General features: G+C 68.7%; 13 protein-coding genes. 6 read left to right on the forward strand and 7 right to left on the reverse strand.

The features are described 5' to 3' along the window. Window positions 1-3: 3 nt before the first annotated feature. Genes ON759_RS01445 through ON759_RS01455 form a run of 3 tightly spaced genes read left to right on the forward strand, consistent with a single transcriptional unit; the run spans window position 4 to window position 2,480 of the window. Window positions 4-669, forward strand: a complete 666-nt coding sequence (locus ON759_RS01445; protein WP_271678571.1) for a sugar transferase — start codon at window positions 4-6, stop codon at window positions 667-669. Between the two features lie 10 nt (window positions 670-679). After that, a complete protein-coding gene (locus ON759_RS01450) occupies window positions 680-1,456 on the forward strand; it encodes an acyltransferase (protein WP_271678572.1) in 777 nt (258 codons plus the stop codon). Window positions 1,457-1,469: 13 nt separating this feature from the next. Further along, the gene (locus ON759_RS01455; protein WP_271678573.1) at window positions 1,470-2,480 is read left to right on the forward strand and encodes an NAD-dependent epimerase; all 1,011 of its coding nucleotides are present in this window, start codon (window positions 1,470-1,472) and stop codon (window positions 2,478-2,480) included. Here ON759_RS01455 and ON759_RS01460 read toward each other — a convergent pair. Then, a complete protein-coding gene (locus ON759_RS01460; protein WP_271678574.1) occupies window positions 2,468-3,598 on the reverse strand; it encodes a nucleotidyltransferase family protein in 1,131 nt (376 codons plus the stop codon). The genes ON759_RS01455 and ON759_RS01460 overlap by 13 nt on opposite strands. A gap of 105 nt (window positions 3,599-3,703) precedes the next feature. Here ON759_RS01460 and ON759_RS01465 point away from each other — a divergent pair, with 105 nt between their 5' ends. The 3 genes from ON759_RS01465 (at window position 3,704) to ON759_RS01475 (ending at window position 7,963) form a co-directional block, all read left to right on the forward strand. Then, the gene (locus ON759_RS01465) at window positions 3,704-5,110 is read left to right on the forward strand and encodes a mannose-1-phosphate guanylyltransferase/mannose-6-phosphate isomerase (RefSeq protein WP_271678575.1); all 1,407 of its coding nucleotides are present in this window, start codon (window positions 3,704-3,706) and stop codon (window positions 5,108-5,110) included. Window positions 5,111-5,152: 42 nt separating this feature from the next. Then, the gene (locus ON759_RS01470) at window positions 5,153-6,823 is read left to right on the forward strand and encodes an ABC transporter ATP-binding protein (protein ID WP_271678576.1); all 1,671 of its coding nucleotides are present in this window, start codon (window positions 5,153-5,155) and stop codon (window positions 6,821-6,823) included. 105 nt (window positions 6,824-6,928) lie between these two features. Next, a complete protein-coding gene (locus tag ON759_RS01475; protein WP_271678577.1) occupies window positions 6,929-7,963 on the forward strand; it encodes an MraY family glycosyltransferase in 1,035 nt (344 codons plus the stop codon). 6 nt (window positions 7,964-7,969) lie between these two features. Here the strand turns inward: ON759_RS01475 and ON759_RS01480 are convergent, their stop codons facing one another. From ON759_RS01480 to ON759_RS01505, 6 genes are read right to left on the reverse strand one after another with little or no spacing between them, the layout of a single operon-like run. After that, entirely contained in the window at window positions 7,970-9,058 is a 1,089-nt protein-coding gene (locus tag ON759_RS01480) for a radical SAM/SPASM domain-containing protein (RefSeq protein WP_271678578.1), read from the reverse strand. Further along, on the reverse strand, window positions 9,055-9,363 hold the full coding sequence (locus ON759_RS01485; RefSeq protein ID WP_271678579.1) for a PqqD family protein: 309 nt from the start codon (window positions 9,361-9,363) through the stop codon (window positions 9,055-9,057). The genes ON759_RS01480 and ON759_RS01485 overlap by 4 nt, the downstream gene beginning before the upstream one ends. After that, window positions 9,360-10,193 (reverse strand): hypothetical protein, encoded by an 834-nt coding sequence (locus ON759_RS01490; protein ID WP_271678580.1) that lies wholly within the window; start codon window positions 10,191-10,193, stop codon window positions 9,360-9,362. Before ON759_RS01490 ends, ON759_RS01485 begins: the two co-directional genes overlap by 4 nt. After that, window positions 10,190-10,693: a S24/S26 family peptidase gene (locus ON759_RS01495; RefSeq protein WP_271678581.1), complete on the reverse strand. Its 504-nt coding sequence runs from the start codon at window positions 10,691-10,693 to the stop codon at window positions 10,190-10,192. The genes ON759_RS01490 and ON759_RS01495 overlap by 4 nt, the downstream gene beginning before the upstream one ends. Beyond that, entirely contained in the window at window positions 10,666-10,833 is a 168-nt protein-coding gene (locus tag ON759_RS01500) for a hypothetical protein (RefSeq protein ID WP_271678582.1), read from the reverse strand. Before ON759_RS01500 ends, ON759_RS01495 begins: the two co-directional genes overlap by 28 nt. A 35-nt stretch (window positions 10,834-10,868) precedes the next feature. Next, window positions 10,869-13,226, reverse strand: coding sequence for a hypothetical protein (locus ON759_RS01505; RefSeq protein WP_271678583.1), 2,358 nt, complete (start codon window positions 13,224-13,226; stop codon window positions 10,869-10,871). Between the last annotated feature and the right edge of the window lie 172 nt (window positions 13,227-13,398).

Genomic DNA, 13,398 nt, shown 5'->3' on the forward strand with positions numbered 1-13,398 from the left:
GCCATGCAGCGCTTCCTCGACATCCTGCTCTCTGGCTTGGCCCTGCTGGTGCTGTCACCGCTGCTGCTTCCCGTCATGCTGATTCTGCGCCTGACCGGGGAGGGCGAGGTATTTTTCATCCAGCAGCGCGTGGGGCGCGGCGGCCGCCCATTCGGACTCTACAAGTTCGCCACCATGCTCAAGGACAGTCCCAACATCGGCACCGGAACGGTGACGGTGAAGGGCGATCCGCGTGTCCTGCCATTGGGCCGCTTCCTGCGCAAGACCAAGCTGAACGAATTGCCGCAGATGCTGAACATCCTGAAGGGCGACATGAGCATCATCGGTCCGCGCCCGCAAACCCAGCGCTGCTTCGATGCGTTCCCGCCGGAATCGCAGGCGCAGATCATCAGGGTGCGCCCCGGCCTGTCCGGCATCGGCTCCATCGTCTTTCGCGACGAGGAAGAACTGATGCATGCCCGCCAGGAACCGGAGCGGTTCTATGACGAGGTGATCATGCCGTACAAGGGCCGGCTGGAAGAGTGGTACGTGGCGCACCAGGGGCCCAGGACTTACCTCGCCGCGATCTTCGTGACCGCATGGGTGGTGCTGTTCCCGAATTCGCAACTGGTCTGGCGGTTGTTCCGGGGCCTGCCAGCGCCTCCGGCGGAACTGGCGGGTTCGATCTGAGGAGACGCGCATGGAGCTCGTGTTTAATCATCGGATGTTCCGGCACATCAACGAGTCGGCCATCAAGGAGCGTGGGAAAGCTTCCTGTGCGATGTTGCTGGCGGAAAGATTGCTGCAAAACCCAGCGGTCGCGCTGCCCTTGTCGGTTGTCGAGCACGTTGTTGGATTCGTGCTTGCATTGCCGGTTCCGATCTACAGCGGCGTTATCTACGCAATCGTGACCTCCGCGCGCGGACTCCCGCATTTTTCTGGAATGTATCTCAGGGCACTCTATTACCGCCGGAAGCTTGGCCGTATGGAACCTAATGTCTTTATCGATCAGGGGGTCTTCTTCGCGTATCCCCAGAATATCGAGCTGAAGGAGTTCAGCTACATTGACAAGAACGTGATCATCATGAGCCGCACAGCGAAGGTCGGGCGACGCGTGCACATAGCACCGCGTGTGTTCGTCAGCGGTGGTGGTGATTTCGAGATTGAGGATTACGCATGTATCGCAACCAACTCCAACATCATTACTTCCACTGAGGTGCTGAAGGACGGTGCGCGGTGCTCCGGCCCCATGGTTAGCGCAGACCAACGGAATGTATTACGAGGAAAGGTGTTCATTCGGAAGGATGCGTTCATTGGTGCAAACGCGACCCTATTGCCTGGTGTAACCGTCAAGCCTGGTAGCGTTGTTGGTGCTGGCGTCACAGTGACCAAGGACACAGCTCCCTGGGGAATCTATGTGGGAGCGAAAACGCAGCAACTGGGTGAGCGTCAGCCGGTCAAGTGGCCGGACAATTGATCGAGGAAATGAAATGAAGGTCCTGGTCACCGGCACCGCCGGGTTCATCGGTTCCCACCTGGCCCATCGCCTGCTCGACCGCGGCGACGAGGTCGTCGGTTTCGACAACCTCAACGACTACTACGACGTCACCCTGAAGCAGGCACGGCTGGCGCGGCTGCAGGCGCGCGCCGGTTACACCCACGTGGCCGGCGACCTCGCGGACCGTGCCGCCGTCGAAGCCGCCTTCGCCGCCCACAAGCCGCAGCGCGTGGTCAACCTCGCCGCGCAGGCCGGGGTGCGCTACGCGGCGGAGAACCCGCACGTGTACGTGCAGAGCAACGTGGTCGGCTTCCTGCACGTCCTCGAAGGTTGCCGCCACCACGGCGTCGAGCACCTGGTGTATGCCTCCACCTCGTCGGTCTATGGCGCCAACACCGCGATGCCCTTCAGCGAGCACGCCTCTGCGGAGCACCCGCTGACGCTGTACGCGGCGAGCAAGAAGGCCAATGAGCAGATGGCCCACAGCTACAGCCACCTGTATGGCATCCCCACTACCGGACTGCGCTTCTTCACGGTGTATGGCCCTTGGGGTCGCCCGGACATGGCGCTGTTCCTGTTCACCCGCGCGATCCTCGATGGCAAGCCGATCCGCGTGTTCAACCATGGCCGGCACAAGCGCAGCTTCACCTACGTCGACGACATCGTCGAAGGCGTGCTGCGCACGCTGGACCGCGTGCCCGTGAAAGATGCGGGTTGGGACAGCGCGAAGCCCGACCCCGCGACCAGCGGGGTCGCCCCGTACCGGCTGTACAACATCGGCAACGAGCAGCCGGTGGAATTGCTGCGCTACATCGAGGTGCTCGAGGACTGCCTGGGCCGCAAGGCGCAGATGGAATTGCTACCGCTGCAGGCGGGCGACGTGCCCGACACCGAAGCCGACGTCTCCGACCTGATCGCCGACGTGGGCTACCGCCCGGTGGTGCCGGTGGAGACCGGGGTGGCGCGTTTCGTGGAGTGGTACCGGGGTTATTACGGCGCCTGATCGCCGCCCTCGCCTGCGGGGGTACTGGCGCCCGGGAAGCGGTCCAGCAGGCGCGCGCCTCCGTACAGGACGAAGGCGGCCATGACCCGCCCGCTCGACTCGGTGCCGGCCCAGAAGACGAGGCTGCGGCGGACCAGCGGGCGATCCTGCGCAGGGGCCGGGTGCAAGGGATGGTCGGGCGCAGCGATACGGTCGAGTGCGTGCCGTCGCAGTGCGCCGATGCGGCGGCCGAGGGCGTCGATGCGCGCCTCGAGCGCGGCAGCACGGGCAGGATCCAGCTCGCGCAACGCCAGGCAGTGCAGCGCCTGCCGCAGCGCGGCGAACAAGGCAGGTCGCAGGTGGTGCCTGCGTGCGCGTTCCTGCAGCGCGAGCCAGTCGGCATCCGCCATCCCGTCGACGAAGCGCAGGAGATCGAGGTACTCGTGCAATGGCCGGTGCATGCCGCTGCGTGCGACGTGCAGGGCGATCATGCAGGCGCTGTCGTGGGCATCCGGGATGCGGAGGCCGTCGCGGCTCTCGCGGCTGCCGAGGATCGAGCGGGTCAGCGAGGTGCACATCGGGGGTTCGGTGACCCGGGCATGGATGTCGAGGTTCTCGTAGGTGGGGCCTTCGCCGCGCCACACCATCCAGCCTTTGCTGAGCCACCGGGTCAGGCGCGAACCCATGGGCGGCGACCGGAATCCGCGGCGGGCGAGGAACGCGCGGAATGCGTCGGCCTCCGCTTGCGGCACGATGAGGTCGTAGTCGGACAGGGGACGCGTCTCACGGGTCTCTGGCCAGCGGGCATGGATGGCGCCGCCCTTGAACAGCACAGGCGAGAATCCCGCCGTACGTGCCGAGGCGAGCGTTTCGCGCAGGCGCTCCCAGCGCCGCGCGATCCCGGCCGAAAGATGCATGCCGGCCATGGCGGCCTCGCGCGGTGCCTGCATCCCATGGCGCGCGCGCAGGTTGGCCCAGGTCGCCCCGAGCCCGCTGCGCTGCATGCTGTCCACGGAGGGCAGCGCATGCAGCCAGGTGGGATCCCCGCTGGCCATCGCCAGGTAGCAGGCGCCTGCCAGCCGGCGCACGCCATCATCGTCTGCACTGGCCGCAACGATCGGGGAGGGAGTGCGTGTCATGCGTGGGCGGTTGGCGGCATGCCGCGATGATACGGGGTCGAGTTGCGGACGCCCTTGGCGGGTTAGCTCCGGGGGTGCGGCGGTCGTCGCTGGCATAATCCGCCGATGATCCCCGTCATCCTCTCCGGTGGTTCCGGCACGCGGCTGTGGCCGCTGTCGCGCGAAGCCTTCCCGAAGCAGTTCCTCGCCCTGGTCGGCAGCGATTCGATGCTGCAGGCGACCTGGCACCGGGTCGCGCCATTGGCCAGCGGCGCGCCGATCGTGGTGGCGGGGGAGACGCATCGCTTCATGGTCGCCGAGCAGTTGCGCGAGGCCGGCTGCGCCGACGCCACGATCCTGCTGGAACCGCTCGCGCGCAATACCGCCCCGGCGATCGCGGCGGCCGCGCTGGAGGCGACGTGGAACGGCGCCGACCCGCTGCTGCTGGTGCTGCCCTCCGACCACGTGATCGTCGACGCCGCGGCGTTCCGCGCCGCGGTGCTCGCCGCAAGCGCCGCCGCCGAAGCGGGGGCGCTGGTGACCTTCGGCATCGTGCCCACCGGGCCCGAGACCGGCTACGGCTACATCAAGGCGGCGGCGGGCGAGGGCGTGCGCGCGGTCGAGCGCTTCGTGGAGAAGCCCGATGCCGCCACCGCGGCGGCCTATGTCGCCAGCGGCGACTATGCGTGGAACAGCGGCATGTTCCTGTTCCGCGCCTCCGCCTACCTGGCGGAGCTCGAGCGCCACCAGCCGGCGATGCTCGCGGCCTGCCGCGAGGCGCTGGCGCGTGCGCGGCGCGATGTCGATTTCGTGCGCCTGGACCAGGCGGCGTTCGCCGCTTCGCCGTCGGATTCGATCGACTACGCGGTGATGGAGAAGACCGCGCATGCCGCGGTGCTCGCGATCGATGCCGGCTGGAACGACGTCGGCAGCTGGGCCGCGCTGTGGCAGGTCGCCGAGCAGGACGGGCAGGGCAATGCGCACCACGGCGACGTGGTCGCGCAGGACTGCCGGGACACCCTGGCATGGGGCGATGGCCGCCTGCTGGCGCTGCTGGGCCTGCGCGACGTGGTGGTGGTGGACACCGCCGACGCCGTGCTGGTGGCGCACAAGGACCGCGTGCAGGACGTCAAGGGCATCGTCGCCGAGTTGAAGCACCGCGCGCGCCCTGAAACCGGCCTGCATCGCAAGGTCTACCGGCCCTGGGGCCATTACGATTCGGTCGACGTCGGCGAGCGGTTCCAGGTCAAGCGGATCACGGTCAAGCCGGGTGCGGCGCTGAGCCTGCAGATGCACCACCACCGCGCGGAGCACTGGATCGTGGTCAGCGGGACCGCGAAGGTGACCCGCGGCGAGGAGGTCATCCTGCTCGGCGAAAACCAGAGTACCTACATCCCGCTGGGCGTGAAGCACCGGCTGGAGAACCCCGGCGTGGTCCCGCTGGAACTGGTCGAAGTGCAGTCGGGCAGCTACCTCGGCGAGGACGACATCGTCCGTTTCGAGGACGTTTACGGTCGCGACGCGCCCGGGTAGGCGCACGCCTGCGGGTGTGGTGCGATCGGCGATACTCGCCGGATGCGCACCGATGACCTCCCGCCGCCCGACGCCGACGTGCGCGGGATCTTCGCCAGCCTGTTGCGGCCGCAGGCGACGACGCTGGCCCTCACCGCGTGCCTGCTGCTTGCGCAAAGCCTGGCGATGCTCGGGTTGCCTTGGGCCGCGGGGCGCGTTTCCGCGGCCCTGGTGTCGGCGCAAGGCGTGGCGCCATGGCTGTGGGCGGTGTTCGGGCTGGTCGCCTTGCAGGCGGGCTTGTCGTGGTGGGTGGCGGTGCGGATGCAGGACACCGCGACCGGCATGGTGGCCGACGGCAGCGGTCGCCTGTTCGCGCATCTGCAGGCGTTGCCGCTGCCCTGGCACCAGGCGCGCCGTCGTGGCGACATCCTGGCGCTGCTGACGGAGGACATCGAACGCCTGGGTTGGTTCCTCGGCAGTACCCTGGCGTCGGTGCTGCCGTTGCTGTTCACCTGCATCGGCGCGCTGGGCATGATGCTGTGGATCGCCCCGGCGCTCGCGTTGCCGGTCGCGGTGCTGGTGCCGCTGGGATGGCTGGGGTTCAAGCTGCTGGGGCGTCGCCTGCGCCCGCTTGGCCGGCACTTGGCCGATGCCTACGCACAGCGCGCGGCGCAGGCGGAGGAGGCGCTGGCGCTGCTGCCGCTGGCGAAGGCCTTCGGCGCCACACCGCGCGCGGTGCAGCGCTTCCGCGCGCAGCTCGCGCAGGTGCGTGCCCTCGAGCGTCGGCTCGGGCGCTGGGAAGCGGCGATCCCGCCGCTGGTTCGGCTGCTCGCCTCCGCATTGGTCCTGGGCCTGTTGTGGATGGCGGCGGGGCGGGTCGCGGCAGGGACCCTGGCGGTGGCGGACCTGGTCAGCCTGATGTTGTACGGCTTGCTGCTGGCGCAACCGGTCGGCGAGCTCGCGGGCGTGTGGGGCCAGTGGCAATCGGCCCGCGGTGCCGCCGAGCGCATCGCGCGCGCGCTGGCCACGGCGCCCGAGCCCCCGGGCGGGATGCGCCTCCCATCCGCGGCGCGCGGCGAGATCGCCTTCGAGGCGGTGTCGTTCGCCTACCCGGGGGGCGAGCCGGTGTTGCAGCGCCTGGACTTGCGCATCCGCGCCGGCGAGACGGTGGCGGTGACCGGCGCCAACGGCGCGGGCAAGAGCACCTTGCTGCACCTGCTGCTGCGGTTCGCGGATCCGGACGCGGGCCGCATCCTGTTCGACGGAACCGACCTGCGCGCGTTGCCGCTGGACTGGCTGCGGTCGCAGGTCGGCTGGGTGTCGCAGCAGGTGCTGCTGGCGAATGCAAGCATCGGCGAGAACATCGCCTACGGGCGCCCGGGGGCCAGCCAGGCCGAGATCGAGGCGGCGGCCCGCCTGGCGCGCGCCGATGGCTTCATCGCGGCATTGCCGGCGGGGTATGCGACGGCGGTCGGCGACGATGGGGTGCGCCTCTCCGGCGGCCAGCGCCAGCGGATCGCGTTGGCGCGCGCGCTGCTCCTGGATCCGCCGGTGCTGGTGCTCGACGAGGCCACCGCGATGTTCGACCCGGCCGGCGAGGCGGAATTCGTCGCCGCCTGCCGCGAAGGGCTGCGCCATCGCACGGTCCTGCTGGTGACCCATCGGCCGGCCAGCCTCGCGCTGGCCGATCGCGTGCTCCTGCTCGAGCGCGGGGGCTTGCGCGAGGCGGTCTGATCCGTATCGTGGCGACACGCCATCCGCGGCGTGTCATGGCCTGCGGAATTCCTACGTTTTCCTGCGGGAGTGCCAGTGTTCCGGGGCTTCGATCCGACCAGCGCCGTGGCCGCCTTCGTGTTGGCCGCCCTGTTGCCGTGGTGGCTGGAGCCAGCGGCGCGTCGCCTGGACCTGATGGACTATCCCAAGGGGCGCAAGGACCATGAGCGCCCGACCCCGGTCACCGGCGGGCTGGCGATGGCGATCGCCAGTGTCCTGGCCTACTGGGCCGCGCCCAACCTGACGCCATCGATCCAGGCGTTCTGCATCGCCGCCGTGCTGTTGGTGGCGGTCGGCCTGTGGGACGACAAGCACGACCTGCGCTGGTACTGGCGGGTCCTGGCGCAGGTCGTCGCGGCGCTGGTGGTGATCTTCTGGGGCGGCGTGCGGGTGGAGCAGCTGGGGCCGTTGTTCGGCCTCGGGCAGACCTCGCTCGGGTTCCTGTCGGTGCCGTTCACGGTGTTCGCGACGGTCGGCATCATCAATGCGATGAACATGATCGACGGCGCGGACGGCCTGGCCGGGATGCTCGGGCTGGCGGCGCTGGCGATGCTCTGCGCGGCCTCGGTCTATGCCGGCAACCTGGTGCTGGCCGAGCGCGTGGCGGTGCTGTGCGGCGCCCTCGCCGGATTCCTGGTGTGGAACCTGCGTTTCCCCTGGCGTCCGCGCGCGCGGGTGTTCATGGGCAATGCCGGCAGCGGTTTCCTGGGCTTGGTGATCGCCTGGGTCGCGTTCCGGCTGACCCAGAACGATGGCCACCCGGTGAACCCGGTGCTGGCGCTGTGGCTGCTGCCGATCCCGGTGATGGACACCCTGGTGCTGATCGTGCGTCGCCTGCAGGAGGGGCGTTCGCCGTTCGCCGCGGGCCGCGACCACATCCACCACATGATGCAGGACGCCGGCTTCGGGCCCACGCGTGCGGCCTTCTGGCTCACGGTCTTCAGCCTGGCCTGCGGCCTGGTGGTGGGGCAGGCGATGCGCCTGGACGTGCCGAACCCGCTGCTGCTGGCCGCCTACATCGCCTTGTGCGTGGGCTGGTACCTGCTGACCCGCGACCGGGCGCGCGCGGTCGCGTTCTTCCGGCGCTTGCGCCGGCCCTGACCGCGGTCAGGCCACCAGCACCTGCAGCGGGATCTCGCGGCCCTGCTTGCGTTGCAGGTTCTTCGACGGCACCCCGGTGCGGGCGAAGGATTTCTCGCAGTCCTGGATCGACGGTCCGCGCATGTTGCCTTCCAGGTAGGCCAGCCCCGGGCAGCGGGTGCAGCTGCTGCCGTGCACGCAGCTGGAGCAGCCCTCGAGGTCGCTGACCCGGATCGCGCGCACGTCGTTGAGTTGCGGCGAGTGCTTCCAGATGTCGATGAAGGCCTGCTCGCGCACGTTGCCCACCTTGTAGGGGAACTGCACGCAGGGGAACACGTCGCCATACGGCGAGACGTAGCAAGCGGTGTGGCCGGCGCTGCAGGGCAGCGTCTCGTAGGCTTCGTCCAGCGGGGTCGGGCCGCTCGGCGCGGCCAGCAGGCGCTCGGCCTGGTCGCCGAGCAGGCTGGTGTCGTGCATGATCTCGGCCAGCCGCCCGCCATCCATGTTCAGCGCGACGATGCCGCGGTCGCCATCCATCATCGGGGTGATGGTGGCGTCGACCTCGTAGCGGATGCCCATTTCGGCGGCCAGCGCCTGCACCTGCTTGTAGTGGTCGGCGTTCTGCTGCATCAGCACGTTGGCGAAGATCACCTTGACCCCGGCATCGCGGAGCAGGCGCGCGCCTTCGATGGTCCGCTTGAACGAGCCCGGCAGCTTGGTGATCTCGTCGTGGGTGGCGGCATCGTGCGAATACAGGCTGATCTGCACTGCTTCCACGCCCAGCGCGGCGATCCTGCGGGCCTTGGCCTCGCGGATCATCACGCCGTTGGTCTTGAGCTTCACCGAGAACTGCAGCTTGCGCGCATGCTCGATGATGGCGAACAGGTCGGGGCGCATGAAGATCTCGCCGCCGCTGACGTTGAGGAAGAACACCCCGGCCGCGGCCAGTTGGTCGAGCAGGCCGAGGATCTCCGCAGTGGTCATCTCGCCATGGTCTTCATGGTCGAGGTAGCAGTGGATGCAGCGTTCGTTGCAGCGGTAGGTCAGGTCCAGCTGCACGCTGAGCGGGATGCCCAGCGCCATCGCCCGCGCGCCCATGTCCTGCATCACGCTCATGCGGCGTCGCTCCCCCCGGCGAACGGGCGGTCGCCGACCTGGAGGATGCCGCGCTCCGCCAGCCCGTGCGCCAGTTCCGTGGCATCGCGCAGGGCGGTGGCCGGATCCACGTCGTAGCGCGGGCAGAGCTCGCGCGCGACGATCTCCGCCAGCGGCGTGCGCCCGTCCGCGGCATCCCACAGCAACGCCGCGGTCTCGTTCAGGCTGAACAGCGAGGAGTCGCGCGCGAACATGATCATCAGCTCGTCGCCGATGCGGCGGGCGGCGACGTTGTCGGAGCGGAGCAGGAACAGGGGCGCGCTCATGGCGTGGTTCCGAACAGGTCCCAGACGCGCGCGTCCGGGAAGAAGGTCAGGCGGCGGACAGGGACGGCCGCGGCCAGGGCGATCGCATTGTCGAACACCCGGGCCGTGAGCGCGTCGTCGCGGGCGAAGTAAAGCACGTTCGCCATCACCGTGCGCACCGCCTCCGCCGGCCCCATCGGCTCGATGCGGTTGTCCGGGCCCTTGGCCAGCAGGTGGATCGCGGCGAGCGGCGCGCGCAGGTTCTCCCCCGGCGTCGCCAGTTCGCCGGCGAACGGCGTGCCGTAGGCGTAGTACGCACCGTCCTCCAGGCGGATGAACGACATCTCGTCGGTCAGCACGTGGGCGTGCGGCGGCGCCAGCCGGGAGATCGTGGTCTTGCCGGATTCGGAGACGCCGGTGAACAGGTAGGCCCGCCCGTCGAGCACCACGCTGGAGGCATGCATCAGCATGCCGCCCTGTCCCGCCAGCAGCACGGTGTGCAGGATGCGCAGCACCGAATCCAGGGAGTAGGGGCTGGGATGCAGGCGCACCGTGCCGCGGCCGCTGCCGGGCGTCCATGTCGCATCGAAGTCGCCGCACAGCAGGCGCCACCGTGGGCCGTCGCGGAGCACCCGGACCTCGGTGCTGATGCCGTCCAGGGCTTCGTCCTCGGCGTAGTCCACCGGCACGATCTCGACGTCGAACACGTGGTCGGGCGCGTCCACGTGGCCGGTGAATCCACGGAACCGCGCCTGCATCAGGCCGATGAACTCGGGCGACGTTGTCTGCAGGCGGACCTGGATGCCGCCGATGCCGATGTCGAGGTGGTGCGGGGGGGCGGGACTGCTCATGCGGCGAGTTCGATCAGTCGGGGCCAGCGGCGGGCGGTGATGCGCGCGAGGCGGTGGGCGAGCGGCAGGTGGTGCAACAGCCAGCGCGTGGTGCTCGGGAGGAGGCGGTTGGGCGATCGATCGATCGCGAGGATGCGCTCGCCGCGCTGCTGCGCTTCCAGCACGCCGAGCAGGCTGGCACGGGGCAGCGGCGGGTCGCGGTGGCGCAGGGCGTCGCCGCGGGTCACCACCCAGTCGCCGTCGACGGCCGCGATGCGATGGACGCGCCAGGCGTTGTCGTCAGTCGCCGTGAGCACGATGTGGCCCGGTAATGCATCGGCGAGCGTGGCGGCGCGGAAGGTGAGCAGGTCGCCGGGCAGGATCGTCGGAAGCATGCTGCTGCCGAACGCGCGGATCCGGAGATGCCCGGCGGTCTGCAGGGCTTGGCGGGCGAGCGCCAGGCGGAGGTCCGCCTGGCGCTCGGGGCACACCGTCAGGACGCGTTCCTGCGGCTGCGGCATGCGCCCTGGGTGGTGTTCACCTTGCCGCAGGCCAGGGCCATGGTCTCGAAGACCGACTCATGGCGGAATTCCGGCTTCACGTAAGCCTTGCGCTCGCCGGCGTCGGTGCGGGGGGCTTCAGGCGCTTGGGTGGGCTGCATGCGGGCGCTCTCGTGGCGGAGTGACGGTGGACAGCTTACTGCAAACCGGACTGGCTGGCCTGGATGGCATTGCCGCCCGCCTGCAGCTGGGTGTAGTAGATCTGTGAACTGCCAGTCGACGCGCTGGTGTTGTCGACGACGATCCCCCCGGTGCCGCCCGGTGCCGCAAGCCCGGCCGAGGGCACGTTGCTGGTGCCCCATGCCGCGCCAGTCCCCGCGCCGGACCCGTTCAGGTCGGACAGGTTGTACATGTAGATGCAGGCCGAATTGTCGAACGTGCCGGCTCCGCAACCCGTCGCGTTGGCATAGGTCGCAGTGCTGACGAAGACATATTCGTTCGTCCCGTTCTTCTGCACGGTGACAGGAGCGATCTGCTGCAGATTGTCGGTGCCGCTGTTCGCACCAGCCCCCTCTTCGTAGCGATCACGAGCGCCGAATTCGGCGCCCTGGATTGGGGTCTGCATGACGCCGTTGACGATCGGGATCTTCCACAGGGTGGCGTAGAACGTGTTGTCGGGTCGGCCACCGACGATGTAAAGGGCACCGGTGCCGTTGTTGCTGCTGTAGAACGCGTCATCGAACGCACCGGCGTACAGCACCCGGCTAGTGCCGTTGCCGCGGCCGACGAACTGCCGGCTGCCAACGCTCCCGTTGGCGAAGAACTCGGTGAACTGGATCACCGCACGGCAGCCGTCGATCTCGCCGGTGAACGCGGCGCAGCGGCCGGTATCGGAGTACACCGAGGTGTTGTCGTTGTAGACGAAGGTGTAGATCCGCCCGGTGGCGGCATCGATGATCGGCGACTCCCGCACGCCCGGGGTGTCGTCGCGGGTCAGCTTCGCGCTGGTCGCGTTCACCACGCCGGTGGCGGCGTTCACCCGGTACAGCTTGCCGCCGACCGTGCCGGTGCCGGCCGAACTGCCGATGTAAACCTGTCCGTTGTTCGAGACCGGCGGCGAGAGCTTCAGCCCCGCTTCCAGCGTCGCCGGGAATCCGCCGCCCACCACTTCGGTCGGCGTGCCCTTGAACACCCCGGTGAACTTGTGCAGGCGGCCATTGCCGTCGCCCACCCACAGCACGTCGTCGCCGTAGTCGACGAACGGCGACGAATAGGTGGGCGTGTTGCCGACATTGCTGGTGCCGTTCAGGGTCATGACGTACATGACGCTGTCCGAGTTGGCGCGCTGGGCGGCATAGCCGGCCCCGTTCGCGGCAATGATGGTGGGCGTGTACGGTAGATGGGGTAGTCCCTCGGTCGCGCGACCCTTCAGCAGGACCAACTGCAGGGTATTGCCACTGCGCTGGATGAAGGCGACCTGCTTGCCGCCGTCCTCGTAGGACAGCACTGGCGAGGTTTCCACCACGTAGCCGGTGCCGGTGTTGTAGGCCCACATCACGTTGGGGGCCCTGGTCGCGCCGTTCTGGTTCCAGCTGCCGTTGCAGCTGCCCTGGTACAACTGGTTGTAGGCGATGATGGTCGGCTGGCCCGGCGTGCCGGTCCCGTTGGTGCTTTGGGTGAACAGGGTGAAGCCGGCGCCGTTGTTGGTCTGGCTGACGGTGAAGTCCTGTGGACCCGATGCGAGCGATGTCAAGCGCACCTGGCCGGTGGTGCCGCCCCCAGTGGGCCGGTCCGCCACGATGCCGGTGGTGCTGGTCCAGCGATTGATCGCCGCCACCAGATTATTGGCCTTGTTGTTGCGGGCAGTGCTGTTCGTGCCATTGGTGACCAGGAAATAGTTCCCGGTATTCAGCGAGGTGTCGGCAATCAGGGTGATGCTGCGCCCACCGCCATAGCCCAGTGTGATGGTCCCCGTGGTGTCGGCCGTGTTGGTGAAGGTGCCGATCCACTGCTCGCGCGTATTGACCGTGTCGTTGGCGCCGCGCGCGTTGGTCCCGTACACCACGAAATCATCGGCGCAACTCGGGGTGGCCGTGATGTCGAAGTTGTACTTGGCGGGGAAGGTGCCGGGCGCCCCATTGCCACCATTGCCACCGCCGAGCACGTTGCTCCAGTCGCGCACGATGGCGGAATCGGTGGTCTCGCCGGCGCTGCCGGGCGAGCCATGGCCACGTCGGCGATCATTGGTGGCGGTCGCCACGCCGCCCGCGCGGGCATTGCCCGCCAGCAGCGCCTGGGGCTGGTTTGGTGCTTCCGCGTCGATACGGCGCATGAGCGAGGCGACGTAGCGCGGGTCGCGATAGCGGGCCCGCATGTCGGCAGTGCGGCCGGCGCGCTCGAATTCCTCGGGCGTCCGCGGGTTGCGGTGGATGACGGAGCGACTGCTCCAATCGCGTACGACCGGAATCTTGTCCCCGCCGTCGCCCTTGGCGACCGCGGATTGCGCCTGGGCCGAACCGATGCCGCACATGCCAACCAGCACCGCGACGGCCAACGCGCCGTTACGAATTCCCTGACTCATGGTGTCTCCCGAAAGGCCAGAACCATGCCCCCCTGTAGGGCACTTCCGTGAACTTTACCGCATTTCGGGAGTGGACTCTTGCACGCCTGGGGTGTGAAGTGGGTTGTGAGGGTGACTCCGCCGCCGCGCTTGCAGCCTGTGGGTT

Source organism: Thermomonas mangrovi, from assembly GCF_028201335.1.
Classification (GTDB): Bacteria; Pseudomonadota; Gammaproteobacteria; order Xanthomonadales; family Xanthomonadaceae; genus Thermomonas; species Thermomonas mangrovi.